The organism is Salinilacustrithrix flava (assembly GCF_041228405.1).
GTDB classification, from domain to species: domain Bacteria; phylum Actinomycetota; class Acidimicrobiia; order Acidimicrobiales; family Salinilacustritrichaceae; genus Salinilacustrithrix; species Salinilacustrithrix flava.
Genome location: NZ_CP133888.1, coordinates 14127 through 38744, shown reverse-complemented (window position 1 = coordinate 38744; position 24618 = coordinate 14127). Strand labels below are relative to the sequence as shown.

Below are 24618 nucleotides of genomic sequence, written 5' to 3'. Positions count from 1 at the left end.
GCCCGTCATCGACGGGCGCGCAGGTAGGAGTCGATCGCCGCGGCGGTCTCCTCGGGAGCGCTGAGGTTCGGGCAGTGCCCGGTTGCCGCCATGCGGACGAGCTCGCTGTCGGAGAGGTGACGGTGGACGTACTCGCCGACGGCATCGGGGGCGATGATGTCGTCCTGGCACTGCAGCACGAGCGTCGGGGTGCTGACCCGGGCGAGGTCGGCCCGGTTGTCGGCGAGGAACGTGGCCGTGGCGAAGCGGCGCTGGATCTCGGGGTCCGCCCGGCAGAAGCTCTCGGTGAGCTCGGATCCCAGCTCGGGACGGTCGGCGTTGCCGACGATCGCCGGTGCCATCGCGGCCGACCAGCCGAGGTAGTTGGACCCGAGGGATTCGAGCAGGCCGTCGATGTCCTCCCGCACGAAGCCTCCGACGTAGCCGGTCTCGGGGTCGTCGAGGTAGCGAGGTGAGGGGCCGACCATCACGAGGTGCGCGAAGCGCTCGGGCACCTCGGCGGAGGCCAGGGCGCCGATCATCGCGCTGACGCTGTGGCCGACGAACACGACGTCGCGCAGGTCGAGGCCCTCGAGCAGCGCGACGACGTCCGTCGCGTACCCCTCGAGGCGGGCGTGGCGCTCGGCGTCGTAGGCGGCTGGGTCGGCGCCACCGGCGCCGGCGTGGTCGAACAGCACCACCTGGTAGCGGTCGGCGAACCGGGGGGCGACGTGGCGCCACATCGCCTGGTCGCAGCCGAAGCCGTGCGCGAACACCATCGGCTGGCCGTCGTCGGGACCGCTGACGTGGACGTTGTGGCGCGTGCGGATGGTCACGCCCCGGACGATATCGGTCGTTCCTCTCAGCGGAGGGGGAAGCCGACCACGCGCTCGAGCTCGGCGATGGCCTCGTCCGGATCGATGACCTTGATGGTCGTCATCCCCATGGCCTTGGCCGGCTTGAGGTTGATGCCGAGGTCGTCGAGGAAGACGGCTTCGGCCGGTTCGATGCCGAGCTCCTCGCAGGCGATCTCGTAGAAGCGGGGGTCGGGCTTGCGGCACCCGGCCTTGGACGACTCGACGACGACGTCGAACAGGTCCATCACGCCGTCGAAGCTCTCGGGGTCCATGCGTCCCTCGGGGTGGCTGGCATCGGGCGCCACGAAGTTGTTGGTGAGGCACGCCGTCTTGAGGCGCGCCTTGCACCGGCGCACCGCCTCCACCATCGCCGGTCGGATCTGGCCGCGCAGGCGGGCGAGCACGGCGGCGGCGTCCAGCTCGCCGCCCGCAGCCCGGGCCTCGGCCTCGAACAGCGCGCAGAACTCTGGGATGGTGACGTCGTTGCGCTCCATCTTCGCCCAGGCGTTGTCGTCTGGGTTCGTGGCGTTGAGGCCGCGGATGAACCCGTCGGGCAGGCCGTGCTCGCGCTCGTAGTCGGCGAACGCGTCGAAGGGGCTGGACAGGATCACGCCTCCGAAGTCGAAGAGCGCGGCGGTGATCTGAGGGGCGGCGTCGGGCACGGCGGCGTTCCTACCACGACGTCGAGATGGTGGTGCTCCGCGGATGGCGGGCGTCCCGCCAGTAGGGTCACGTCGAGCGGGTCCGGCATCGCAGCTGCGGGCCCTGCACCACCGAACCTGCTGCGTCCCACTTTGCCAACCACGCATCTCGTCGTCGACGGATCCAACATCGCAACCGAGGGTCGATCCCTCCCGAGCCTCCAGCAGCTGCTGGAGGCCGTGGACGCGGTGACCGCCGAGTTCGACCACGCCAACGTGACGGTCATCGTCGATGCCACCTTCGGGCACCGCATCGACGCCTCCGAGCGCGACCAGTACGAAGAGAAGGTCAACAGCGGCCAGATCATCACGCCCCCCGCGGGTGTGATCGGTCGCGGTGACGCCTTCATCCTCGAGGTCGCCGACCGCGCCGACGCCATCATCTTGTCCAACGACTCCTTCCAGGAGTTCCACGGCACCTACGACTGGCTCTTCCAGGAGGGCCGCCTGCTGGGTGGCAAGCACGTCCCCGGCGTCGGGTGGATCTTCCTCGCCCGCTCGCCGGTGCGCGGGCCCACCAGCCGCCGCGCCGTGTCCGACGCGAAGCGCAAGCGCCGCGGCTCCAAGGCCGCCGAGACGAAGACGCCCGCGTCCAAGCGCCCGTCGAAGTCCTCCTCGAAGTCGTCCAAGTCGTCGCGGTCGAAGTCGTCGTCCAAGTCGGCGAAGTCATCCGGGCGGACCAAGGCCAAGGCCAAGGCCGACGAGCCCGCCGGGCGCAAGCGCGGGGGCAAGGAGCCCGAGCCCTACAACGAGCCGCTGCCCTTCATCGAGTTCGTCGGCGCCCACCCGGTGGGCTCGGTGATCGAGGCCGAGGTCGAGCAGTTCGCCAGCCACGGTGCCTACGTCCTCTGCGACGGCACCCGCGCCTACATCTCGCTGAAGTCCATCTCCGACCCGCCACCTCGAAGCGCGCGCGAGGTCCTCGAGCTGGGTGAGACCCGCGAGTTCGTGGTCAAGGCCATCGACACCCCACGCCGTGGCATCGACCTCGCCATGCCCGGCATGGCGCTCGACGCGTCGGATGACGACGTGTCCGACGAAGACGCGCCCGACGCCGAAGCGCCGGCCGTCGAGGACGCCGCCACCGACGACGCACCCGCCCGCGAGGCAGCCCCGGCGGCAGCGCCGGCTCGGCCGCCGGAGGAGGGGGATCGCAAGCTGTCGGTCTCCCAGCGCCGCAAGCTCCGTGCCCAGCAGCAAGCCGATGCCGAGGCCGCCGAAGCGGCTGCCGCGGCAGAGGCGGCCGCACCAGCGAAGAAGGCCGCATCGAGCACCCGGGCACGGGCTGCGGCGAAGAAGCCAGCACCGGACCAGAAGGCAACGGACAGGAAGGCGACGTCAGCCATGGCGACCAAGAAGGCAGCGAGCAAGAAGAAGGCTGCGGCCAAGAAGGCCGCGACCAAGAAGAAGGCGACGCCCGCCAAGAAGGCGGCGACGAAGAAGTCGACGGCGAAGAAGGCGCCGGCCAAGAAGGCCACGACGAAGAAGGCTGCGGCCAAGAAGTCGACGGCGAAGAAGGCGCCGGCCAAGAAGGCCACGACGAAGAAGGCTGCGGCGAAGAAGTCGACGGCGAAGAAGGCGCCGGCCAAGAAGGCTGCAGCCAAGAAGGCGCCGGCCAAGAAGGCCACGACGAAGAAGGCTGCGGCGAAGAAGTCGCCCGCCAAGAAGGCCGCGAAGCGGGCCACGAAGCGCTCCTAGGTCAGGTCTGGTCGTCGCGGCGGGCCTGCTGTTCGGCCCGCCGCGATCGCAGCTCGGCCATCCGGTCGAAGTCCACGGAGATGAAGGTCCCCTCCGATTCGGCACAGAGCCGATCGCCGGCGTGGAGCGTGCCGGTGGTGAGGATCTTGCGCCCCTCGACACCTTCGAAGCGGCCGGTGAAGCGCAGCGGCTCGTGCAGCGGCGTGGGGGAGCGGTAGCGCACGACGAGCGTGCCCGTCATGCCCGGCTGCCCCGACAGCGATTGCACGGCGCCGAGGACCTCGTCGAACGCGGCCGCGATGTAACCGCCGTGCACGCACCCGGGCGGTCCCTCGTAGGCGGGGCCGAAGGTGGCGGTGCCCTCCATGGTGCGCTCGTCGACACCGCGCAGGACGATGGGCGGGGCGATCGGGTTGGCCACGCCGAGCATCGGGCTGTGGTCGAAGAAGCCGTGCGGGTTGCCGCTGGTCGCCGCCTCCCCGAAGCCCTCGTAGATCGACTGGCTCGGCTGGGCGTGGTGCTGGAGGTCGTCGGCGACGGCCTCCAGCGCGTCTGCGGCTGCGGCGAGGGTGTCGGCGTCGGCGCCGTTCATCACCATCGTGTGCAGCACCCGGCGGGTGGCGTCGGCCAGGCGGCGCAGCTCGCGGCGGCGCGGGGTGGGCTCCTCGGTGGCCAGCTCGGCGAGCCGGCTCGGCCACGTCGGGCTGTTCGGCCCGAACGCGGTGGGGACCTCGTCCTCGCTCACGACCGCACCGCCTCGGCTGCGACCTCGATCAGGAGCGGCGCGTGGTCGGAGGGGCCGGTGCCCTTGCGCGCGTTGCGGTCCACGAGCGACCAGGACAGCCGCTCGGCCAGGGGCTCGCTCACCAGCACGTGGTCGATGCGCATCCCCTTGTGCTTGTGGAAGTTCCCGGCCCGGTAGTCCCACCAGGTGAAGAGCCGGTCGTCGTCGGGGTAGCAGCGGCGGAACGCATCGACCAGGCCCCAGTCGAGGAGACGCTGGAAGCGGGCTCGCTCGTCGTCGGTGATGTGGGTGGCGCCGTGGATGGCGTCGACGTCCCAGACGTCGCGGTCCTCGGGGGCGATGTTGAGGTCGCCGCAGACGACGACCTCCTCGGATGGGTCGGCGACGACGTCGAGGTGGGCGGCGAGGCGCTCGAGCCAGGCGAGCTTGTAGTGGAACTGCTCGTGCCCGACGGCGCGGCCGTTGGGGACGTAGGCGGTGACCACCACCGCGGAGCCGCAGCGGGCGGTGAGCAGCCGGGCCTCGTCGTCGGGCGGGCCGCCGTCGGCGAAGCCGTGGACCACGTCGGTGATGCCGATGCGGGACAGGATCGCCACGCCGTTCCAGCGGCCCTGCCCGTGGTGCACGCCCTCGTAGCCGAGGGCGCCGAGGGCCAGCGCCGGGAACGCGTCGTCGGCCATCTTGGTCTCCTGGAGGCACAGGACGTCCGGGGACACCTCCCCGAGCCAGGCCTCGACGCGCTCGAGTCGGGCCTTCAGCGAGTTCACGTTCCAGGTGGCCAGGCGCACCAGGCGAACCTATCGACGGCCCGCCAGGTAGGCCTCCACCACCCGGGTCTCGTCGGCGAGGTGCTCGCGGAGCCCGGACTCGATGGCTCGTTCCACGGCGCCGCCGACGAAGGGCGCCGACACCTTGAGGTCGATGGTGGCGTGCCGGCGGCAGCCGTCGTCCAGTGGCTCGATGCGGTAGTCGCCGGAGCAGCGGAAGCGGCCGGCGTGGTGGTCGGGTCGCAGCACGAACCGGACGTGGCGGCGAGCCAGGTCGTGGGTGGACTCGTCCACCCAGGTCAGCTGCTCCGGGTCGATCACGGCCCGCGCCGCGGAGGAGAGGTGGCCGGCGAAGCGGTAGCGGATGCGCAGGTGGACCAGCTCGCCGTCGCGCTCGCAGGAGAGGACGTCGGGCACCGACACCTTCGGCAGCGCGGCGAACCCCGCGTACAGGTCGGGGTCGGCGAAGGCCCGCGCCGTCTCCTCGGCACCGGTGCGGAACCGCTGCTCGACGGTGAACCTCATCGCGCGTGCTCCGCCCGGGCCACGACCGCCAGCAGCTCGTCGGCGAACCGGTTGCGCCGGGCCGGTCCGAGCCCGGCGACCTCGTCGATCTCCGGGCGCGTGTGGGGCCGGCGCACGGCGATCTCCTCGAGGACCTCGTCGGGCACGATCGTCGCCGGTTCGGTCCGCGCCGCTCGGGCCCGCGCCGTCCGCCATGCCCGCAGTGCGGCCAGCAGGGGATCGGTGACCTCCGGTGGGCGCAGCTGGTCGCGGAGGGCGGCGAGCTGGGGGACGCCGGTCGACGTGGGCGGATCGGTCACCGCCGCGACGCGCGCCTCGAAGCCCTCGAGGAACGGGCTCCGGGTCTGGGGCCGGCGCGTTCCCCGGTGGGTGCGGGCGCGGGCCCAGTGCAGGGTCACCTCCCGCTCCGCCCGGGTCACGGCGACGTACAGCAGGCGAGCCTCCTCGGCGCGGGCCTCGCGCCGTCGAGCCGAGGAGATCGGGATCGAGCCGTCCTCGCAGCCTGCGATGTGGACCACCGGCCACTCCAGGCCCTTGGCCGCGTGGATGGTGGAGATCGTGACGGCGTCGGGCTCGTGGTCGTCGTCGGAGAGGTTGGCGTAGGCCCAGCCGACGAAGGCCCGCCCGGTCATGGCGCCGTCGGTGGTCCGCTGCCCCTCACCCGCCTCGGCCAGCGCGATGACGGCGGGGTCGTCGGCGTCACCGCGGAGGGCGTCGCCGAGGGCGGTGAGCAGCGGCCGCTCGTCGTCGCGGAGCCGGTGCAGCACCCGCCGCACCGCTGGGTCGTCGAGGAGGGAGGCCTGGCGGCGCATCCGTGTGGGGACACCGAGCGCTCCGAGGCCCCGGTCGAGGTCGAGCACCCGCTCGTGCGTCCGGGCCAGGACGGCGAACGCCTTCCACGGCAGGTCGGATCCTCGACGCCGTCGGATGGCCCGGCCGATGGCGCGGACCTCGGCCACCTCGTCCTCGTGCTCCAGGCAGCGCGCCGGTGGGCCCGGGGCGCCGCTCGACACCGGGTGGCGGTCAGGCAGGCCGGCAGCGGCGATGACGGACGCAGCGGCGGCGGTGATCTGGGGGGTGGAGCGGTGCGTGCGGTCGAGGTGGATGGTCTCGACCGCCGGCCACCGGCGGCCGAGCTCGTCGAGCAGGCCGGGGTCGGCGCCGTTCCAGCCGTAGATCGACTGGTGCGTGTCGCCGACGACGAAGACGTCCCACCGGTCGCCGCGCCAGGCTTCGAGCAGCCGGAACTGCAGGGGGTTCACGTCCTGGAACTCGTCGACGAAGAGGTGGCGGAAGCGCCAGCGCTGCGCGGCAGCGAAGCCCGGGTCCCCCTCGATCGCGGCCGCGCACGCGGCCAGCAGGTCGTCGAAGTCCACGACGTGGCGCTTGGCCTTGGCCGCCTCGTACTGGGCGAAGCGCTCGGCGACCTCGGCGGCCGGCTGGCGGGTGCGACGACCGGCCGCCCGCGCCGCATCGGCGTAGCCGTCGGGGCGGACCATGCGAGCCCGAGCCCACCCGATCTCGCTGGCCAGCTCCGTGAGCACGGCCGGCGCGGTGACATCGAGCTGCTCGCGCAGGAACGGGCGGACGCGATCGAGCAGCTGGGGTTCGGTGCGGCCCTGGGCAGACCAGCGGTCCCGCAGCTGGCGCCACGCCACGGCGTGGAACGTGCCGGCCTCGATGCGGTCGCGGATGCCGATGCGCCGCAGGCGGCCGGTGAGCTCGCCGGCGGCCTTTCGGGTGAACGTGACGCACAGGACGTGGGCGGGCTCGATCTCGCCGGCCGCGATGCGGTGGGCGACCCGGGCGGTGAGGACCCGGGTCTTGCCCGAACCGGCGGGCGCCACGACGGCCAGAGGCGTCGCCGGTGAGGTCGCGGCGCGGCGCTGGTCGTCGTCCAGGCCGGCCAGCACCGCCTCGGGGTCCATCACGACCCGGAGGCTAGAGGCTGCCCCGGTAGCGTCGGCGGCGATGGTGGACGTCGACCCCGATCGATTCGAGGAGCTGGTGGCGGCCGCCCTGGACGAGCTGCCCGGCCCGCTGGCCCAGGGGCTCGAGAACGTGATGGTCCGCATCCGCACCGGGCGACCCACCGGTTCCCTCCTCGGCCTGTACGAGGGGATCCCCCTGACCGAGCGAGGCGACTACGGCGCGGGCGGCCCGCCCATGCCGGACCGGGTCACGATCTACCGGCTGCCGATCTGCTCGATGTGCGAGACCGAGGACGAGGTGACCGAGCAGGTGCGCATCACCGTCATCCACGAGCTCGCCCACCACTACGGCATCGACGACGAGCGACTCCACGAGCTGGGCTGGGCGTAGACGTACCATCCTGCCTGTGCCCTTCCCGCGCAAGCTGCTGAACGAGACCGAGGAGGTCGTCCTCGACCTCCACCCGCACTGGTGGTTCCTCGCCAAGCAGACGCTCGCCCTCCTCGCCGCCATCGTGATCGGCGCCCTCGTGCTGCTCAACGTGGACAACGGCATCGTCCAGCTGCTCGCCGGCGTGCTGATCCTCGCCGCCCTCGGCTGGTGGATCGTCCGCTACCTCGACTGGCGCACCACGAACTTCGTCGTGACGAGCGACCGGTTGATCTACCGCCACGGTGTGGTGGCCAAGCACGGCATCGAGATCCCCCTCGAGCGGGTCAACAACGTGCTGTTCTCCCAGCGCCTGTTCGAGCGGATGCTCGGTGCCGGCGACCTGGTCATCGAGTCCGCCGGCGAGAGCGGACGCCAGGCGTTCTCCGACGTGCGCAAGCCCTCGGCCGTGCAGAACGAGATCTACCGCCAGATCGAGGCCAACGAGAACCGCAAGTTCGACCGCATCGGCCAGGGGCACGGCGGCGGGGGCAGCGGCTCGGTGGCCGACGAGCTGGCCAAGCTCGACGAGCTGCGCCGCAACGGCATCCTCTCCGAGGAGGAGTTCGCCGCCCAGAAGGCGCGCCTCCTCGGCCACTAGATCCGTTCTGGCCTACCGAATCCCTCACATGCGCGGGCGGATGTAGGCCAGAACGTCAGATGAGGTGGGCGCCGGGACCGGGCCGGGCGTGCCAGCCCTCGGCGAGCGCGCCGGGGTCGGTGACCGCGACGACGCAGCCGCCGAAGCCGCCGCCCATCAGGCGCACGCCGTGGACGCCCCGCTGCGCTCGCAGTCGCGCCACGGTGGCGTCCACAGTCGGCGTGGAGACCTCGAAGTCGTCCCGCAGTGAGCGGTGGCCCTCGTCGAGCAGGGTGCCCAGTCCGACGACGTCGCCGGACCGCAGCGCGTCGGCGGCTTCGAGCACGCGCTGGTTCTCGGTGGTGACGTGGCGGGCGCGCCGGCGCAGCACCGGGTCGTCGATCGCGTCGGCGTCGGCGGGTGACGCGAGGCGGAGCGGGCCGATGAGGGCCTCGGCCGCCTCGCACTGGGCTCGCCGCTCGGCGTAGGCCGAGCCGACGAGCGTGCGCTCCTGGCCCGAGTGCACCACCCGGATCTCGACGTCGTCGGGCACCGGGACGTGGGTGCGCCCGAGGGTGTGGCAGTCGAGGACGAAGGCGTGCCCGTCCCGGGCGGCGGCCGACGCGAGCTGGTCGAGGATCCCGCACGGGACGCCGGTGGCGCGCTGCTCGGCCGCCTGGCAGCGCCGGGCCAGGTCCTCGACGTCGCCGTCGTGGCCCAGCGCCAAGGCCACCGCGACCTCGAGGGCCGCCGACGACGACATGCCGGCGCCGACCGGGACGTCGGAGCGGAGCCCGCCGGTGAACCCGACCTCGGGTCGCAGCTCGGCGACCACGCCGGCGACGTAGCGGGCCCACGCCGGCTCGACCGCGGCCGGGTCCGCCACGTCGAGCGCGATGTCGGCGACGCCGGGCACCTCGGCCGAAGAGAGCAGCACCCGGTCGCCCTCGCGCCGGCCGTGCACGGTCACGCCCATCGCCACCGCCATCGGCAAGCAGCGACCTCCGGTGTGGTCGGTGTGCTCACCGATCAGGTTCACCCGCCCCGGGGCGAAGGCCGCCACGTCGGTCTGCATCGACACGGCGCCGACCGTACCGGGCCGGTTCTTGACCGAGCAGTCAAGGAACGGCAAGCATCCCGGCATGGGGGAGACGATCCATCAGGTGAACGGCATCGAGCTCTGCGCCGAGGTGCGCGGACCCACCGACGGCGTCCCGTTGCTCCTCGTCATGGGGCTCGGAGCGCAGCTGGTCAGCTGGGAGGACGACTTCGTCAGCCGTCTGGTCGACCGGGGCTACCGCGTCGCCCGCTTCGACAACCGGGACGTCGGCCGGTCCACCCACTTCGACGACGCCGACATCGACGTGATGGCCACCCTGCGAGCGCTGGCCAAGGGCGAGCAGGTCGAGGTCCCCTACACGCTCTCGGACATGGCCGCGGACGCCGCCGCCCTGCTCGACGAGCTCGGCATGGCACCGGCCCACGTCGTCGGTGCCTCCATGGGCGGGATGATCGTGCAGGCCATGGCCATCGAGCAGCCCCAGGCCGTGCGCTCCGTGGTGTCGATCATGTCGACCACGGGTGACCGCGACGTCGGCCAGCCCACCGCCGAGGCCAGCCAGCTGCTGTTCGCGCCACCGCCCACCACCGAGGACGAGGCCGTCGCGCGGGCACGTGAGTCCGAATCGACCTGGGGCAGCCCCGCCCACCGGGATCCCGATGCCGCAGCCGAGCGGGCCCGCCGGGAGTGGAACCGGGTCCGCAACCCGGCCGGCGTCGGCCGCCAGATCGTGGCGATCAACGCGTCCGGCAGCCGCACCGACGCGCTCGGTGGGGTGCAGGTGCCCGTGACCGTGATCCACGGCGAGGCCGACACCCTCGTCACGCCCTCGGGCGGTCGCCGCACCGCGGACGCCGTGCCCCACGCCGTGCACGTCGAGCTCGAGGGGATGGGCCACAACCTGCCCCGCGCCCTGTGGCCGCGGATCATGGACGAGATCGACGCCACGGTGGCGCGCACGCGCGACACCGACCCCACCCGCCACACCGACTGAACCACCCCCACCACGAAAGAGGAACCCCACCAACCATGGGACCGCTCCAGGGCACCACCGTTCTCGAGATCGCCGGCATCGGGCCCGGCCCGTTCTGCGCCATGCTCCTCGCCGACATGGGAGCGGACGTGATCCGCGTCGACCGCGCCGGCCAGGTGATGGGCGGCGACCCCGAGTCGCCGCCGGCCGATGTGCTCAACCGCGGTCGTCGCTCCATCGGCGTCGACCTGAAGAGCCCCGAGGGCGTGGAGACGGTCCTCTCGCTCGTCGAGAAGGCCGATGTGATCATGGAGGGCTTCCGCCCCGGCGTGGCCGAGCGCCTCGGCATCGGCCCCGACGAGTGCAAGGCTCGCAACCCCAAGATCGTCTACGGGCGCATGACCGGGTGGGGTCAGGACGGTCCCTACGCGCAGGCTGCCGGCCACGACATCAACTACATCGCGCTCGCCGGTGCCCTCGAGCCCCTCGGCCGGCGGGGCGAGGCCCCCGTGCCGCCGCTCAACCTGGTCGGGGACTTCGGCGGCGGCGGCATGTTCCTCGCCTTCGGCATCGTGTGCGCCCTGCTCGAGGCCCAGCGCTCCGGCGAGGGCCAGGTCGTCGACGCCGCCATGGTCGACGGGGCCGCCGTGCTCACCACGATGTTCCACGCCTTCCGAGCCATGGGCATCTGGAACGACGAGCGGGGCACCAACCTGCTCGACACGGGCGCCCACTTCTACGACGTGTACGAGACCAGCGACGCCAAGTACGTGTCGATCGGCTCGATCGAGCCCCAGTTCTACGCAGAGCTGCTGGAGCTGTCCGGCCTCGGCGCCGACGAGGACCTGCCCCACCAGATGGACCGCAGCCAGTGGCCGGCGCTCAAGGAGCGGGTCGCCGAGATCTTCAAGACCAAGACCCGCGACGAGTGGTGCGAGATCATGGAGCACACCGATGTGTGCTTCGCCCCGGTGCTCAGCCTGGGGGAGGCACCCCAGCACCCCCACAACGTCGAGCGCGGCACCTTCGTCGAGGAGCACGGCGTGCTCCAGCCGGCACCGGCGCCCCGGTTCAGCCGGACCGAGGCCACCATCCAGCGCCCGCCGGCGCACGCCGGCCAGCACACCGACGAGGTGCTCGGGCAGTTCGGCTTCGACGGCGACCGCATCGCGGCCCTGCGCGAGGGCGGCGCCATCGCGTGACGACCGCCGGCCCCCTGGCGTCTGGCCCGGGCTCCGGGCCAGCAGCCAGGATGGGCCGGTGACCGTCATCAAGATCAACGCCATCACCGTCCCCGAGGGCTCCGGTGACGAGCTCGCCCAGCGCTTCGCCGCCCGGGCCGGTGCCGTCGACGGGCAGGAGGGCTTCGAGGGCTTCGAGCTGCTCAAGCCCACCGACGACCGCAACGTGTGGCTCGTCGTCACCCGCTGGGCCGACCAGGCCTCCTTCGATGCCTGGGTGGCATCGCCGGGGTTCGCCCACGGCCACCGGGGTGCCGACAAGCCCACGGAGTCCGGCGCGCCGGTGTCGGTCTCGGCCGAGCTGTGGAGCTACGAGGTCGCCGGCGGTTCCGCCGGCTGATCCGTGGTCGGCGACCTCCACGCGTCGTTCGCGTGGTTCGTGGTGGTGGGCAACGGCCTCGCCGGGGCGTGGGCGCTCGCCGCGCACTGGTGGGAGCCGGCCCGCGTCCGCGCCCTGTGGATCGCCACCGCTGTGGTGCAGGTGTCGATCATCGTCCAGGTCGCCCTCGGGGTGGCCGCGCTCGGCGAGATCGAGGGAGACCCGGACCAGTTCCACCTCTTCTACGGGTTCGTGGCCATCGCCACCGTGGGCATCATCTACAGCTACCGGGCCCAGCTGGCCGCGCACCGCTACCTGCTCTACGGCGGCGGTGGCCTGTTCCTGATGGGCCTGGCCCTGCGCTCGATGCAGTTCAGCCAGCCGGCCTGACCGGCGGCGCTCCGGCCGCTCACTACATTCGACCCCGTGCTCGCGGTCGCCATCATCCTCGCCGTCGTCGCCGTCGGGCTCGGCGTCCAGCTGCTGCGCACGCACCGCCGGCTGCAGGACGTGGCCGGGGAGCTCGAGGAGGCGAAGCGGTCCCTCAGCGCCGCCGAGTCGGCTCGGCGCCTCGCCGACGGACAGACGGTCGATGCTCGTCGCGAGCGCGACGATGCCCTCGAGCGGGCCAGCCGGGCCCGGCGCGACGCGGCCGACGTGGCCAAGCGGATGAAGCAGGAGGCGGCAGCCCGCGCCGCGGCCGAGGTCGCGCTGGCAGATGCGGAGGCGGCGGCCACCGGCAGCGATGAGCAGGCCGCCGAGCTCTGGAGCCTGGCCGTGGCCGCCGTGCGGCGCACGTGGGAGATCAGCGTGTCGCCATCGCCCGGCGTTCCCTCGCCGCTCGACGACACCGACGACGAGCTGCAGGCGGCGGTCGGCATCGAGGTCGACGCGGCGCGCGAGGAGATGGGCGCATCGATCGAGCTCGTGTGGACCGGTGCCGCCGTGGCCCCGCCCGCGCTCGCCGTGCGCGCCCTGGCCCTCGTCCAGGAGCTGATCGGGCGGGTGGCCAAGGCCGCCGACACGGCCGTCCTCCACGTCACGGCTGCACCGGGCCAGGTCACCGTCGAGGTGTCCGGCACCGACGTCGACGGCGCGGCCGTGCCGGTCGACGCGCTCCTCGCCGATGTCGCGCCCGACCACCAGGTGGGTCCGGGCCGCTTCGAGCTGACGAGCTCCTAGAGGCGCACGACGGGGCAGGTCAGCGTCCGGGTGATGCCCGGGATCAGCTGCACCTTGGACACCACCATGCGGCCGAGCTGGTCGACGTCGTCGGACTGGGCCCGGGCGATCACGTCGTAGGGGCCGGTGACGTCCTCGGCGGTGACGACGCCCTCGATGGCCCCGACGGCATCGGCCACGTCGGCGGCCTTGCCCACCTCGGTCTGGATGAGGATGTACGCGCTGACGGACATGGGCGGAGCCTACGCGCACCACGGGCCCGCCTGCGGCGGGCCCGTGCGGTGTGGTGCGGTCCGGGCTACGCCGAGAGGGCGGCCTGCTCGTCGCGGCCGCCACCCGTGCCCACCTCGACCTTGCGGGGCGCGGCGGTCTCGGCCACCGGGATGCGCAGGGTGAGGACCCCGTCGGTGACGTCGGCCTCCACCCGCTGGGGGTCGAGGGACTCGCCCAGCTGCAGTTGGCGCACCAGCTCGCCGTGGCGTCGCTCGGCGACGATGCGCTCGTCGTCCTCGCCGACGTCGAGGTGGCGGGTCGCCCGCACCGTCAGCACGTTGCGCTCGACGGTGATGTCGACGTCCTCGGCGCGCACGCCCGGGACGTCGAGCTGGGCCACGACGTGGTTGCCGCGTCGGAAGGCATCCATGGGCAGGGGGGCGGTGGCCGTCCGGGCCACCGAGCGGTCGAGCTCGTCGGCGAGGCGATCGAGCTCACGGAACGGGTCGAAGCGGAGCAGCATCACGGCCTCCTGTGTCCATCGGTGGGATCTGTCCGCCAGAAACGGTAACAAGAAACCTGAGTGTTGACAACGCAACTTTGCTCAGTCCCGGAAAACGACGCTACGTGGGGAAGGAGGTCGTCTGCGGAGCGGCGAAGAACGGGTCCATGGACGCACACGAGCGATTGGTGAGCCGGGTGGCCGACGAGCAGGACGACATCCTCGGCACGATCCAGCTCGTCGACGGCGACGGCACGCTGCAGGACCGGCTGTTCGAGCAGCTGGTCGACCTCCTGGTCGAGGCCATGTTCCTGGACCTGCGCGAGTCCTACCTCGACGGCACCATCGACCGCGACGCCTACGTCACGGAGCTGGCCGACCTGGCCGAGCGCTGCCGTGGCCTCGGGTTGCTCCCCCTGCCCTCGCGACCCGCCTAGACCCCCAGCACCACCACGGCGGCCCGCCCCCCTGGGCCGTGCGCGACGAGGGCCCCAGCCGGATCGGCTGGGGCCCTCGTCGCCGAGCTGCAGGCGGTGCGCTACTGGCTCAGCTTCTTCTCGAGCGTCTCGAGCCGGTCCCGCAGGGCCTCGGGCAGGCGCTCGCCGATGGAGTCGAAGTGCGCCTCGATCAAGGGCACCTCCTGGCGCCACGACTCAGCGTCGACCTCGAGCAGCTGGTCGAGCACGGCCGGGTCGATGTCGAGGCCCTCGGTGTCGAGCGACGCCGACGTGGGCACGAGGCCGATCGGGGTCTGGACCGTGTCGGCGGTGCCCTCGAGGCGCTCGAGGACCCACTTGAGCACCCGGATGTTGTCGCCGAAGCCCGGCCACAGGAACGAGCCGTCCTCGCCCCGGCGGAACCAGTTGACCCAGAACAGCTTCGGGAGCTGTGCGCCCGCCCGCTCGCCGATGTCGAGCCAGTGCTGCATGTAGTCGCCGGCGTTGTACCCGATGAAGGGCAGCATGGCGAAGGGGTCGAAGCGGACCTCGCCGACCTTGCCGGCGGCCGCTGCCGTCTTCTCCGAGCTCATGATCGAGCCGAGGAAGACGCCGTCCTCCCAGGACTCGGCCTCGGTCACCAGCGGGACGTTGGTGGCGCGGCGACCGCCGAAGAGGATGGCCGAGATCGGCACGCCCTTGGGATCCTCGAACTCGGGGGCGATGACCGGGCACTGCGACGCCGGCGCGGTGAAGCGGGCGTTGGGGTGCGCGGCGGGGGCGTCGGACTCGGGGGTCCAGTCGTTGCCCTTCCAGTCGATGAGGTGGGCCGGCGGCTCGGAGAGGCCCTCCCACCACACGTCGTCGTCGTCGGTCTTGGCCACGTTGGTGAAGATCGAGTTGGCGTCCACCGAGCGCAGCGCGTTGTGGTTGGTCTCCTCGCTGGTGCCGGGGGCGACGCCGAAGAAGCCGGACTCGGGGTTGATGGCGTAGAGCTGGCCGTCGTCGCCGAACTTGAGCCAGGCGATGTCGTCGCCGACCGTCTCCACCTTCCACCCCGGCAGGGTGGACTCGAGCATGGCCATGTTCGTCTTGCCACAGGCCGAGGGGAAGGCGGCAGCGACGTACTTCTTCTCGCCGTTCGGCGGGGTGACGCCGATGATGAGCATGTGCTCGGCCATCCAGCCCTCGTCGCGGGCCATGGTCGAGGCGATGCGCAGGGCGAAGCACTTCTTGCCGAGCAGGGCGTTGCCGCCGTAGCCGGAGCCGTAGGACCAGATCTCGCGGTCCTCGGGGAAGTGGCAGATGTACTTGTTGTCGGCGTCGCAGGGCCAGGCGACGTCGTCTCGGGCGTTGCCGTCGCCGTCCACCAGCGGGTAGCCGACGGAGTGCAGGCACTTGACCCACTCGCCGTCACCGAGGACGTCGAGTGCGCCCTGGCCCATGCGGGTCATGATCTTCATGTTCACCACGACGTAGGCGCTGTCGGTGAGCTGCACGCCGATGTGGGCGATGGGCGAGCCGAGGGGGCCCATCGAGAACGGGATGACGTACATCGTCCGGCCCCGCATGGCACCCCGGTAGAAGGAGAGCACCTCCTCCTTCATCTCCGACGGTGCCCGCCAGTTGTTGGTGGGGCCGGCGTCGATCTCGAGGGTCGAGTTGATGAAGGTGCGCTCCTCGACCCGGGCGACGTCGGCGGGGTCGGAGTTGCACAGGAAGGAGTTCGGCCGCTTCGAGTCGTCGAGGCGGGTGAAGGATCCCTGCTCGACCAGGAGGCTCGTCAGCCGGTCCCACTCCTCATCGGAGCCGTCGCACCACTCGATGGCGTCGGGCTGGAAGATCTCCGCCCACTCGTCCACCCAGGCCTGCAGCCTCTCGTTGGTCGTCGTTGCGGCCATTTGTCTCTCGCCTCCGTCGCGCCGTTGCGACAAGTCGAGGGATCAGCTCCGAGCCGGGTGGCCTGGAGGTCAGATCCCGGTCTCCAGCGGCACGTCGTCCTGGGGAAAGCGCGGCGTGCCCATGTCAACTTCGGAGCCCAGCAGGAGGTCCGCAGCGCGGCCGGCGTCGTCGGGTGTGAACACGACTCGCTGGCCCTGCCGCAGCATCCTGAACACCGATCCGTGGAGTGCGCCGGGCGCCAGGTCGTACTCGCACAGGTCGGTGTCGGCGATGATCACGCCATCCCCGGTCCCGGGATCGTACGACTTGATGACACCCTGCACGACGGCTCCTGCATCGATCGGTTGACTGGGTCCGGCCACCATACCCACGTGTCCACATTCCGGTCACAACGCCAGGGCTCGCAAGAGGCGAAGGACCCTGGTCCGCTCCGGCTGGCGACCCGTCGATAGGGTTCCCCGCCGATGACGACGCTCGACCGACTCGGTGCCGCCGAGCTCGGCCGCGCCATCGCCACCTTCGGCGACGCGCTGTCGATGCACCAGGAGGCCATCAACCGCCTCAACGTGTACCCGGTGCCCGACGGCGACACGGGCACCAACATGACCCTGACCCTGCGGTCGGTGGCCGAGGCCGTGGCGGGCGTGGCGGACGAGGGCATGGCCGCGGTGTGCAAGGCCATCGCCCACGGCTCGCTGATGGGGGCCCGGGGGAACTCGGGCGTGATCCTGTCCCAGCTCCTGCGGGGCATGACCGAGGTCGTGCGCGACCACGACGCCCTCGACGGGGAGGTGCTCGCCGCCGCCCTCACAAGAGCGTCGGAGCTGTCCTACGAGGCCGTGCAGCGCCCGGTCGAGGGCACCATCCTCACCGTGGTCCGCGAGTCCGCCGAGGCGGCGCGCGGTGCCGCCGGTGGGGGCACCGCGCTGGTCGAGGTGCTCGCCCGCACCCGGGCCGCCGGGCAGGTGTCCCTCGACGGCACGCCCGAGCTGCTGGCCGTGCTGAAGGAGGCCGGGGTGGTGGATGCCGGTGGCGCCGGCTTCCTGCTGCTGCTCGACGCGCTGCTCCACGTCGTCGACGGGCGCGAGGTGCCCGCCCCGCCGGACGCGCCCGAGGGGGCGGCAGACCGGGTCCGCGGCGGTGGCGACGTCACCCCCGAGACCGGCAAGCACGTGTCCGAGCTGCGCTACGAGGTCATGTACCTGCTCGAGGCACCCGACGAGGCCATGCCGGCGTTCCGCGAGGTGTGGGCCGGCATCGGCGACTCCATCGTCGTGGTCGGCGGCGACGGCATCTTCAACTGCCACATCCACACCGACGACATCGGCCCCGCCATCGAGGCCGCGATCGAGATCGGCCGCCCGCGCCAGATCCGGGTCACCGACCTGCTCGACGAGCTGCACGAGATCGAAGAGGAGCGCTGGGTCCGCGAGGCCGCCGCCGAGGGCGACCCCGGGCCCGAGCCGGACCCGGTGCCCTGCGGGGTCGTCGCCGTGGCCACGGGCGAGGGCATCCGCCGCATCTTCGGGAACCTGCGGGTGCAGCAGGTGGTCACGGGCGGCCAGTCGATGAACCCCTCGACGGCCCAGCTGCTCGAGGCGGTCGAGGCGGTGCCGGCCCCGGAGGTCGTCATCCTGCCGAACAACAAGAACATCATCGCCGTGGCCGAGCAGGTCGACGCCCTCACCGCCAAGACCGTGCGGGTGCTGCCCACCCGCTCGATCACCGAGGGGTTCGCGGCGCTGCTCGCCTACGACCCGCAGTCCACGGCCGAGTCCAACGTGGCCGCGATGCGCGAGCACGCCGAGGCCGTCGTCAACGGCGAGATCACCCAGGCCGTGCGGGACTCGACCTGCGACGCCGGCCCCATCGCCGAGGGCGACTGGCTCGGCATCAGCCGGGACGGCATCCAGGTCGTGGCCCCGGACCTCGACGATGCGGCGTGCCAGCTGCTGGACCGTCTGCTCGACGACCACGAGCTCGTCACCATCATCGAGGGCGACGGCGCGTCGCCCGGGTGCACGCGCCACATCACCCAGTGGCTCGAGGAGCACCACCCCGACGTCGAGGCCGAGGTCCACCACGGTGGCCAGCCGCTGTACCCGTACCTGTTCGGCATCGAGTGAGTTCCGTCACCTCTTGCATGGTGGATCAAGCGCTCGGGTACCGAGCCGAGCATGGAACTCTTCAGCACGATCGATTCGACCTTCGCCGACCTGGCCAAGACGGTTGACCAAGGCACCGTTGCCGTCGCCGAGCGCTTGCCGGCGCCGGTCGATGCGCTCGCGCTGCGGCTGGGTGCGGTCAACGCCGAGGCCCTGCGCCAGTACGGCCGGGTCACCGCCACCACCGTCGATGCCGTCTACGGCGTCGTCAACGTCGCCTGGACCGGTGCGGCCCAGCTGATCGATGCCAGCGGCGACGCCCTCGAGGCCTCCGCCGGCACCCTCCGCACCACCGGTCGCCGCGCCGTGGGCGATGCCCGCCAGGCGAGCTCGACCATCACGAACCGTGCCCGCGGCGCCGCCGATCAGGTCCAGCGCAACCTCAGCGTCGTCGCTGACCGCGCCGGCACGGTCGAGGACCGGGTCGAGACCGAGACCGAGGCTGCTGCCGACAAGGTCGTCAAGGCCGCCGACACCGGCGTCGCCGAGACCGGCCGCACCGGCGCCAACCGTCCCTCCGGCCCCTATGAGAGCTGGAGCAAGGACGAGCTGTACGAGCGGGCCCAGGAGCTCGACCTCGACGGTCGCTCGACCATGAGCAAGGACCAGCTCGTGAAGGCGCTCCGCTCCGCCTGAGCCAGCCACCGAACGCTCCGCCCCGAGCGGATCCCGAACGACACCGCCGGCATCGTCCGGCGGTGTCGGCGCGCGCGGGCAAGATCGGGGGATGGCCCGCACGCTGCGCTTCCTGAGCGGCATCCCCGTCTCCGAGCTGAAGGGGGTCGGCCCGGCGCGGGCCAAGGCGCTCGCGTCCGTGGGCATCGAGACGGTGTTCGACCTGCTCACGCACTACCCCCGCCGCTACATCGACCGCACCAAGGAGGCCCGCATCGCCGACCTGCACGTCGGCGAGGTGGCCTCCGTCCTGGCGCGCGTCGACCGCATCTCGTCGCGCCGGTTGGGCGGTGGGCGCGGCAGGGGCGGCCGCGTGATGGTCGAGGCGTCGGTGTCCGACAGCAGCGGGCGGATGAAGATCACGTTCTTCAACCAGGCCTGGCGGGAGCAGCAGCTGACCCCGGGGACCGAAGCCGTGTTCTGGGGCAAGCTCGAGGACTTCCGGGGCACCAAGCAGCTCACGAACCCCGTGGTCGACCTCGTCGGTGACCAGACCGGCCAGGTCGTGCCGGTGTACCCGCAGTCGGAGAAGGCGCGCATCACCACCCAGGACGTGCGCCGCTGGGTCGACGAGGCGCTCCGTCGCGCCGGCGACCTGGTCGACCCCGTGCCCGAGCCCCTCCTCGACCGCCTCGACCTGGTCGACCGCACGGCGGCGATGCGCATGGTGCACGCGCCGGGCGACAGCGTCGGCGCCTACGTCGTGGCCCGCAAGCGGCTGATATTCGACGAGCTGCTGCGCCTGCAGCTGGCGCTCGTCCTGCGCAAGCGCCAGGTGGAGCGCACCACGGTCGGCGTCACCCACGAACTCGCGGGGGCGCTGGTCGGGCGGTTCCACGACGCCCTGCCGTACCCGCTCACCGGCGCCCAGCGCCGGGTCATCGCCGAGATCGAGGCCGACCTCGCCGACCCCGTGCCCATGCACCGGCTGCTGCAGGGCGACGTGGGCGCCGGCAAGACGGTGGTGGCGGTGTCGGCGATGCTGGTGGCGGTCCAGGGCGGCCACCAGGGGGCGCTCATGGCCCCCACCGAGGTGCTCGCCGAGCAGCACGCCCTCGGCATCCGCGAGCTGCTGGCCGACCTCCGCGTCGGCGACGAGGGCGCGCTGTTCGACCGACCGCTCCGGGTGGAGCTGCTGACCAACCGCGTGCCGGCGGGGGAGCGGCGCAAGATCACCGAGGGCCTGGCTGCCGGCGAGGTCGACATCGCCATCGGCACCCACGCCCTGCTGTCCGCCGACGTCGACTTCGCATCGCTCGGAGTGGTGGTCGTGGACGAGCAGCACCGCTTCGGCGTCGAGCAGCGAGCCGCGCTGCGGGACAAGGGCCGAGGCACCGTCCCCGACGTCCTCGTCATGACCGCCACGCCGATCCCGCGCACCGCAGCGATGACGGTCTACGGCGACCTCGACGTGTCCGTCCTCGACGAGCTGCCGCCGGGCCGCACCCCGATCGAGACCACGTGGGCGCGCACCGAGGCCGAGCAGGCCCAGGTCTGGGAGCAGGTGCGGGCCGAGGTCGCCGCCGGTCGCCAGGCCTACGTGGTGAGCCCGCTCGTCGAGGAGTCCGAGAAGCTCGAGGTCTCCTCGGCCACCGAGACCTACGAGCAGCTCTCCCACGGCGAGCTGGCCGGGCTGCGCCTCGGGCTCCTGCACGGCCGGGTGCCCCCGGCCGAGAAGGAGGCCACCATGCGCCAGTTCCGGGAGGGCCGCCTCGATGTGCTGGTCGCCACCACCGTGATCGAGGTCGGCGTCGACGTCCCCAACGCCACGGTCATGGTCGTGCTCGACGCCGACCGCTTCGGCATCGCCCAGCTCCACCAGCTCCGGGGGCGCGTCGGCCGTGGGGCGCACCGCTCGTACTGCCACCTCCTCGGCGAGGGCGCCACCGACGACGGCGAGCGCCGCCTCGAGGCGATGGTCGAGACCACCGACGGCTTCGTCCTGGCCGAGGTCGACCTGGACCTGCGCGGCGAGGGCACCATCCTCGGCGCCCGGCAGAAGGGTCGCAACGACCTGAAGCTGGCGTCGCTGCGCGACGACCGCGAGGTCGTGGACACGGCGCGGGCGATCGCCTTCGAGCTCGTCGACGCGCCCGGTGGCCCGCCCGACGCGCTCGTCGACGAGGTCCGCCTCTTCCTCGACGAGGACGAGGAGGCGTTCCTCTTCAAGAGCTGAGGGTCAGAAGTCGTCCCAGTCGGGGACCTCGAGGTACCAGCCGTCGAGGCAGTCCTCGCAGCGGTACATGGTCAGCATCCCCGGCTGCCAGCCCTCCTCGGGCGGGTGCCCGTTGAGGTGCGCGCGGCCGCCGCAGTCGATGCAGGTGATGACCGGGTCGGGCTCGTACACCGGACCGACGGTATCCGGGCCGGGTGGGGATGCACGGCTGCGGCCGTGGGCCATGGAACACTCGCGGGCCATGCGAACGCGCCCCCTCGCCGCCCTCGCGCTCGCCGGTTCTCTCCTCGTCGCCTGCGGCGGCGGAGAGGAGGAGCAGGCCGCCACGACGGACTCGTCGACCGCCACGACCGAGGTCGACGAGACCACCACGACCACGAGCACCACCACGGAGGCACCGGCCGCTGCCGCCCCGGTGTCGATGCTGACCGGGCTGCCCCTCGTGGACCAGTGGGTCCAGTCCCGGCCGGTCGTGGCCGTGAAGTACGACAACGTGGAGGGCAGGTCGTCCCCCCAGGTCGGCATCGGCTCGGCCGAGGTCGTCTACGAGGTGCCGGTCGAGGGCCAGGTCACCCGCTTCCTCGCCCTGTTCCAGTCCATCGACGCCTCCCCGATCGGGCCCATCCGCTCCGCCCGCGGCTCCGAGATCGGCCTGCTCGAGGAGCTGAACGGCCCGCTGTTCGCGTGGCACGGGGCGAACGCGCTGCTGAACAGCCACGTCCGGAGCTCGAGCGTCGTGCCCCGATCCATCGACGACGTGCCGCACCTCTACTACCGCGACCGGTCCCGGAGGTCCCCCTACAACTCCTTCGCCGTCGGCACCGCCGACATCCGGGCCACCGCGCCGGAGGGCTCGACCGGGCCGCTCCAGCCGATCCTGCGCTTCGCCCAGCCGGGCGAGGCCGTCCCGTCGCCGAACGCCCTGCCGGCGACGTCGATCCGCCTGGCGTTCCCGCCCCCCTTCGGTGCCCGGGGCGGCGGTGGCACGGCGGTGCGCTTCGAGTGGGACGGCTCGCGCTGGGTCCGCTTCCAGGCGGGCCACGCCCACGTGGACGCGGCCGGCGGCGGCCAGCTCGGGGTCGACAACGTCATCGTCCGCTTCACGCAGGCGCTGGACTCGGGCACCGTCGACCAGGCCGGCTCGCGGGTCCCGACCGCCCAGGTCGTCGGCGAGGGTGAGGCGTGGGTGTTCAGCGGCGGCAAGGTCGCCACCGGCACCTGGCACAAGCCCGACAACGCCACGCCGACCACATACCGGGACGTCGAGGGCAACGAGATCGTGCTCGCCCCGGGCAAGACCTGGATCGCCCTGCCCTACGGCCCGGGCTCCTCGTTCAGGTAGTGCGCGTCGTCGCCGGATCGGTGCGGGGCCGGCGCATCAGCGCGCCACCGGGCACCGACACCCGGCCCACCACGGACCGGGTCCGGGAGGCGATGTTCAACGCGCTCGGCAGCCTGGGTGCCGTCGACGGCGCCGTGGTGGCCGACCTGTTCGCCGGCAGCGGCGCGCTCGGCATCGAGGCCCTCAGCCGGGGCGCGGCCAGCGCGCACTTCGTGGAGTCGGACCGGCGAGCCGTCGCCGTCATCGAGGAGAACCTCGCGACCCTCGGCCTCGACGACCGCGGTGTGGTGCTGCGCCGACCGGTGGAGGTCGCCCTCGACGACCTGCCGGTGCCCCTCGACCTGGTCCTGGCCGACCCTCCGTACGCCTTCGACGGATGGGCAGCGCTGCTCGCCGACCTCGCCACGCGGCTCGCCGACGACGGTCTGGTCGTCATCGAGTCCGGCCGTGCCGTCGACCTCCCCCCCGGGTGGGAAAGGGTGAGGGAGCGCACCTACGGCGGTACGGTTGTGCTGTTCGCCCGGCCGGAGCCACCGGCCACCGGCGCCCCCGATCCGACAGGAGCACATCCGTGAGGACGGTCCTCTATCCCGGGACGTTCGACCCGATCCACAACGGTCACCTCGAGATCATCGAGACCGCCTCGCGGCTGTTCGACAAGGTCACCGTGGCTGCCATGCGCAACCCGCAGAAGGGCGAGCCGCTGTTCTCCTTCGAGGACCGCCGGGCCATGATCGAGGAGAGCACGTCGCACCTGGACAACGTCGAGGTGGTGCAGTTCTCCAGCCTCGTCGTCGACCTGGCTCGCGAGGTCGGTGCCGATGTCATCGTCAAGGGACTGCGGGCCGTGTCGGACTTCGAATCCGAGATGCACCAGGCCCACATGAACCGCAAGATCTCCGGGCTGGAGACGCTGTTCATCCCCTCGGCCACCGAGCACTCCTTCGTCGCCTCCAAGCTGCTGCGCGAGATCGCCCGGTTCGGCGGCAACGTGAACGAGATGGTCCCCGACGCCGTGGTGAAGCGCCTGGCGGAGAAGTTCGGATGAGCGACCGCCCCGGCCAGTCGCCCTACGAGGCGCCCCAGGTCGAGTCGGTGCTCCGCGAGCTGCGCGACCTCATCGAGCAGGCCCGGCCGATGCCGCTGTCGACCTCGGTGATGATCAACCAGGCCGAGGTCCTCGACCTGCTCAACGAGGCCACCGAGCGCCTGCCCGAGGAGCTGCGGTCGGCGAAGTGGCTGCTCAAGCAGCGCGAGGAGTTCCTGGCCCGGACCAGGCGCGAGGCCGACGAGATCCTCGAGGCGGCCCGCCAGAAGGCCGACCAGCTGGTGCAGCAGACCGAGGTGGTCAAGGCCGCCGAAGCCCGGGCCCGCTCCGTGGTCGACGCCGCCGATGCCGAGTCCCGGCGCCTCAAGCTCGAGGCCGAGGACTTCTGCGACCAGCGCCTGGCCAGCTTCGAGATCGTGCTCGAGCGCACCATGAAGGTCGTCTCCGCCGGGCGGGCCAAGCTGCAGGGCAGCCAGGCCGCCCAGGACGAGCGAGACCTCGGCGACGCCCCCGAAGGCGGCCACGTGCACACCCCCGAGGACGAGCAGGCCGCCCACGAGCGACGGGCCCGACGCCGGCTGGAGGCGGTCCCCGACTCGGGTCAGGGGTTCTTCGACCAGGACGACCGCTAGGTGGGCAAGCCCTTCATCGTCCGCGTCGGCGACCTGCTGCGGGAGCCGGGCAGCCGCCGGCTCATCGACGTCGAGGTCGAGGCCGAGCGGCTCGAGACCTCGGCGGCCAGCACCATCCCCGGCACCCCGCTGACCCTCGAGGGCGCGGTCGTGGCCATGGCCGGGGGCGTGGAGGTCATCGGCACGCTCGGCTTCGACTGGTACGGCGCGTGCCGCCGCTGCCTCGACGACGTCACCGGCCACGTCGACGTGGCCCTGCGCGAGATCGCCCAGCGCTCGCCGATCGACGACGAGATCTACCCCATCGACGACGACCTGCTCGATCTCCAGCCGATGGTGGACGAGCTCGTGCTCGCCAGCCTGCCCATCGCCCCGCTCTGCGCCGACGACTGCCCGGGCCCGGATCCGGAGCGGTTCCCCACCGTCACCGAGGACGAGGTCGCGGCCGCCGCAGCGGCCGAGGAGCCCCCGCCGGACCCCCGCTGGGCGGCCCTGTCCGAGTTGAGGTTCGACGAGGGCTGACCGCTAGGGTGTCTCC

The 24618-nt window shown here is 72.2% G+C and carries 29 protein-coding genes; 17 read left to right on the top strand and 12 right to left on the bottom strand.

Features of this window, described 5'->3' with window-relative positions; genetic code table 11:
- Positions 1–5: 5 nt before the first annotated feature.
- Both RGQ06_RS00215 and RGQ06_RS00210 read right to left on the bottom strand, forming a co-directional pair.
- Complete coding sequence (locus RGQ06_RS00215; RefSeq protein ID WP_432428187.1) at positions 6–815, bottom strand: alpha/beta fold hydrolase; 810 nt, start codon at positions 813–815, stop codon at positions 6–8.
- A 26-nt stretch (positions 816–841) separates the two neighbouring features.
- Positions 842–1498, bottom strand: coding sequence for an HAD-IA family hydrolase (locus RGQ06_RS00210; protein WP_432428186.1), 657 nt, complete (start codon positions 1496–1498; stop codon positions 842–844).
- A gap of 132 nt (positions 1499–1630) precedes the next feature.
- Here RGQ06_RS00210 and RGQ06_RS00205 point away from each other — a divergent pair, with 132 nt between their 5' ends.
- A complete protein-coding gene (locus tag RGQ06_RS00205) occupies positions 1631–3235 on the top strand; it encodes an NYN domain-containing protein (RefSeq protein WP_432428185.1) in 1605 nt (534 codons plus the stop codon).
- A 1-nt stretch (position 3236) separates the two neighbouring features.
- On the opposite strand, the gene RGQ06_RS00200 is transcribed toward RGQ06_RS00205, so the two are convergent.
- From RGQ06_RS00200 to RGQ06_RS00185, 4 genes are read right to left on the bottom strand one after another with little or no spacing between them, the layout of a single operon-like run.
- On the bottom strand, positions 3237–3980 hold the full coding sequence (locus RGQ06_RS00200) for a PaaI family thioesterase (protein ID WP_432428184.1): 744 nt from the start codon (positions 3978–3980) through the stop codon (positions 3237–3239).
- Positions 3977–4768, bottom strand: coding sequence for an exodeoxyribonuclease III (locus tag RGQ06_RS00195; RefSeq protein WP_432428183.1), 792 nt, complete (start codon positions 4766–4768; stop codon positions 3977–3979). The genes RGQ06_RS00200 and RGQ06_RS00195 overlap by 4 nt, the downstream gene beginning before the upstream one ends.
- A gap of 9 nt (positions 4769–4777) precedes the next feature.
- A complete protein-coding gene (locus RGQ06_RS00190) occupies positions 4778–5272 on the bottom strand; it encodes a DUF2505 family protein (RefSeq protein ID WP_432428182.1) in 495 nt (164 codons plus the stop codon).
- Complete coding sequence (locus RGQ06_RS00185) at positions 5269–7200, bottom strand: UvrD-helicase domain-containing protein (RefSeq protein WP_432428246.1); 1932 nt, start codon at positions 7198–7200, stop codon at positions 5269–5271. Before RGQ06_RS00185 ends, RGQ06_RS00190 begins: the two co-directional genes overlap by 4 nt.
- 43 nt (positions 7201–7243) lie before the next feature.
- Between RGQ06_RS00185 and RGQ06_RS00180 the strand changes: the two genes are divergently transcribed.
- The gene (locus RGQ06_RS00180) at positions 7244–7594 is read left to right on the top strand and encodes a metallopeptidase family protein (RefSeq protein ID WP_432428181.1); all 351 of its coding nucleotides are present in this window, start codon (positions 7244–7246) and stop codon (positions 7592–7594) included.
- 16 nt (positions 7595–7610) lie between these two features.
- The gene (locus tag RGQ06_RS00175) at positions 7611–8234 is read left to right on the top strand and encodes a PH domain-containing protein (RefSeq protein ID WP_432428180.1); all 624 of its coding nucleotides are present in this window, start codon (positions 7611–7613) and stop codon (positions 8232–8234) included.
- 55 nt (positions 8235–8289) lie between these two features.
- Here the strand turns inward: RGQ06_RS00175 and galK are convergent, their stop codons facing one another.
- Positions 8290–9288 carry a galactokinase gene (gene galK / locus RGQ06_RS00170; RefSeq protein ID WP_432428245.1) on the bottom strand — a complete coding sequence of 333 codons (999 nt, stop codon included), beginning with the start codon at positions 9286–9288 and terminating at the stop codon, positions 8290–8292.
- Positions 9289–9355: 67 nt separating this feature from the next.
- Here galK and RGQ06_RS00165 point away from each other — a divergent pair, with 67 nt between their 5' ends.
- Genes RGQ06_RS00165 through RGQ06_RS00145 form a run of 5 tightly spaced genes read left to right on the top strand, consistent with a single transcriptional unit; the run spans position 9356 to position 12988 of the window.
- Positions 9356–10267: an alpha/beta fold hydrolase gene (locus RGQ06_RS00165; protein ID WP_432428179.1), complete on the top strand. Its 912-nt coding sequence runs from the start codon at positions 9356–9358 to the stop codon at positions 10265–10267.
- Between the two features lie 35 nt (positions 10268–10302).
- Complete coding sequence (locus tag RGQ06_RS00160; protein WP_432428178.1) at positions 10303–11448, top strand: CaiB/BaiF CoA transferase family protein; 1146 nt, start codon at positions 10303–10305, stop codon at positions 11446–11448.
- Positions 11449–11506: 58 nt separating this feature from the next.
- A complete protein-coding gene (locus RGQ06_RS00155) occupies positions 11507–11827 on the top strand; it encodes an antibiotic biosynthesis monooxygenase family protein (RefSeq protein ID WP_432428177.1) in 321 nt (106 codons plus the stop codon).
- A gap of 3 nt (positions 11828–11830) precedes the next feature.
- On the top strand, positions 11831–12196 hold the full coding sequence (locus tag RGQ06_RS00150) for a hypothetical protein (RefSeq protein ID WP_432428176.1): 366 nt from the start codon (positions 11831–11833) through the stop codon (positions 12194–12196).
- Between the two features lie 36 nt (positions 12197–12232).
- Positions 12233–12988 (top strand): hypothetical protein, encoded by a 756-nt coding sequence (locus tag RGQ06_RS00145; protein WP_432428175.1) that lies wholly within the window; start codon positions 12233–12235, stop codon positions 12986–12988.
- Here the strand turns inward: RGQ06_RS00145 and RGQ06_RS00140 are convergent.
- Both RGQ06_RS00140 and RGQ06_RS00135 read right to left on the bottom strand, forming a co-directional pair.
- Positions 12985–13221 carry an Lrp/AsnC ligand binding domain-containing protein gene (locus tag RGQ06_RS00140; RefSeq protein WP_432428174.1) on the bottom strand — a complete coding sequence of 79 codons (237 nt, stop codon included), beginning with the start codon at positions 13219–13221 and terminating at the stop codon, positions 12985–12987. The genes RGQ06_RS00145 and RGQ06_RS00140 overlap by 4 nt on opposite strands.
- A gap of 65 nt (positions 13222–13286) precedes the next feature.
- The gene (locus RGQ06_RS00135; RefSeq protein WP_432428173.1) at positions 13287–13724 is read right to left on the bottom strand and encodes an Hsp20/alpha crystallin family protein; all 438 of its coding nucleotides are present in this window, start codon (positions 13722–13724) and stop codon (positions 13287–13289) included.
- A gap of 146 nt (positions 13725–13870) precedes the next feature.
- Here RGQ06_RS00135 and RGQ06_RS00130 point away from each other — a divergent pair, with 146 nt between their 5' ends.
- Positions 13871–14140 carry a hypothetical protein gene (locus RGQ06_RS00130; RefSeq protein WP_432428172.1) on the top strand — a complete coding sequence of 90 codons (270 nt, stop codon included), beginning with the start codon at positions 13871–13873 and terminating at the stop codon, positions 14138–14140.
- A gap of 101 nt (positions 14141–14241) precedes the next feature.
- Here the strand turns inward: RGQ06_RS00130 and RGQ06_RS00125 are convergent, their stop codons facing one another.
- Positions 14242–16041 carry a phosphoenolpyruvate carboxykinase (GTP) gene (locus tag RGQ06_RS00125; RefSeq protein ID WP_432428171.1) on the bottom strand — a complete coding sequence of 600 codons (1800 nt, stop codon included), beginning with the start codon at positions 16039–16041 and terminating at the stop codon, positions 14242–14244.
- A gap of 69 nt (positions 16042–16110) precedes the next feature.
- The gene (locus RGQ06_RS00120; RefSeq protein ID WP_432428170.1) at positions 16111–16365 is read right to left on the bottom strand and encodes a hypothetical protein; all 255 of its coding nucleotides are present in this window, start codon (positions 16363–16365) and stop codon (positions 16111–16113) included.
- Between the two features lie 141 nt (positions 16366–16506).
- Between RGQ06_RS00120 and RGQ06_RS00115 the strand changes: the two genes are divergently transcribed.
- The 3 genes from RGQ06_RS00115 to recG all read left to right on the top strand — a co-directional run bounded on the left by RGQ06_RS00115 (position 16507) and on the right by recG (position 21058).
- Positions 16507–18168: a DAK2 domain-containing protein gene (locus RGQ06_RS00115; protein WP_432428169.1), complete on the top strand. Its 1662-nt coding sequence runs from the start codon at positions 16507–16509 to the stop codon at positions 18166–18168.
- A gap of 51 nt (positions 18169–18219) precedes the next feature.
- Entirely contained in the window at positions 18220–18843 is a 624-nt protein-coding gene (locus RGQ06_RS00110; protein WP_432428168.1) for a hypothetical protein, read from the top strand.
- A 91-nt stretch (positions 18844–18934) separates the two neighbouring features.
- Positions 18935–21058, top strand: a complete 2124-nt coding sequence (gene recG, locus RGQ06_RS00105) for an ATP-dependent DNA helicase RecG (protein ID WP_432428167.1) — start codon at positions 18935–18937, stop codon at positions 21056–21058.
- Between the two features lie 3 nt (positions 21059–21061).
- On the opposite strand, the gene RGQ06_RS00100 is transcribed toward recG, so the two are convergent.
- Positions 21062–21229, bottom strand: a complete 168-nt coding sequence (locus RGQ06_RS00100; RefSeq protein WP_432428166.1) for a hypothetical protein — start codon at positions 21227–21229, stop codon at positions 21062–21064.
- A 70-nt stretch (positions 21230–21299) separates the two neighbouring features.
- On the opposite strand from RGQ06_RS00100, the gene RGQ06_RS00095 reads away from it, so the two are divergent.
- From RGQ06_RS00095 to RGQ06_RS00075, 5 genes are read left to right on the top strand one after another with little or no spacing between them, the layout of a single operon-like run.
- The gene (locus tag RGQ06_RS00095; protein WP_432428165.1) at positions 21300–22400 is read left to right on the top strand and encodes a DUF3048 domain-containing protein; all 1101 of its coding nucleotides are present in this window, start codon (positions 21300–21302) and stop codon (positions 22398–22400) included.
- Positions 22400–22975 carry a 16S rRNA (guanine(966)-N(2))-methyltransferase RsmD gene (gene rsmD, locus RGQ06_RS00090; protein WP_432428164.1) on the top strand — a complete coding sequence of 192 codons (576 nt, stop codon included), beginning with the start codon at positions 22400–22402 and terminating at the stop codon, positions 22973–22975. The genes RGQ06_RS00095 and rsmD overlap by 1 nt, the downstream gene beginning before the upstream one ends.
- Positions 22972–23448: a pantetheine-phosphate adenylyltransferase gene (coaD, locus tag RGQ06_RS00085; protein WP_432428163.1), complete on the top strand. Its 477-nt coding sequence runs from the start codon at positions 22972–22974 to the stop codon at positions 23446–23448. The genes rsmD and coaD overlap by 4 nt, the downstream gene beginning before the upstream one ends.
- Complete coding sequence (locus RGQ06_RS00080) at positions 23445–24080, top strand: hypothetical protein (RefSeq protein WP_432428162.1); 636 nt, start codon at positions 23445–23447, stop codon at positions 24078–24080. Before coaD ends, RGQ06_RS00080 begins: the two co-directional genes overlap by 4 nt.
- Complete coding sequence (locus RGQ06_RS00075) at positions 24081–24602, top strand: YceD family protein (RefSeq protein WP_432428161.1); 522 nt, start codon at positions 24081–24083, stop codon at positions 24600–24602.
- Positions 24603–24618 lie beyond the last annotated feature (16 nt).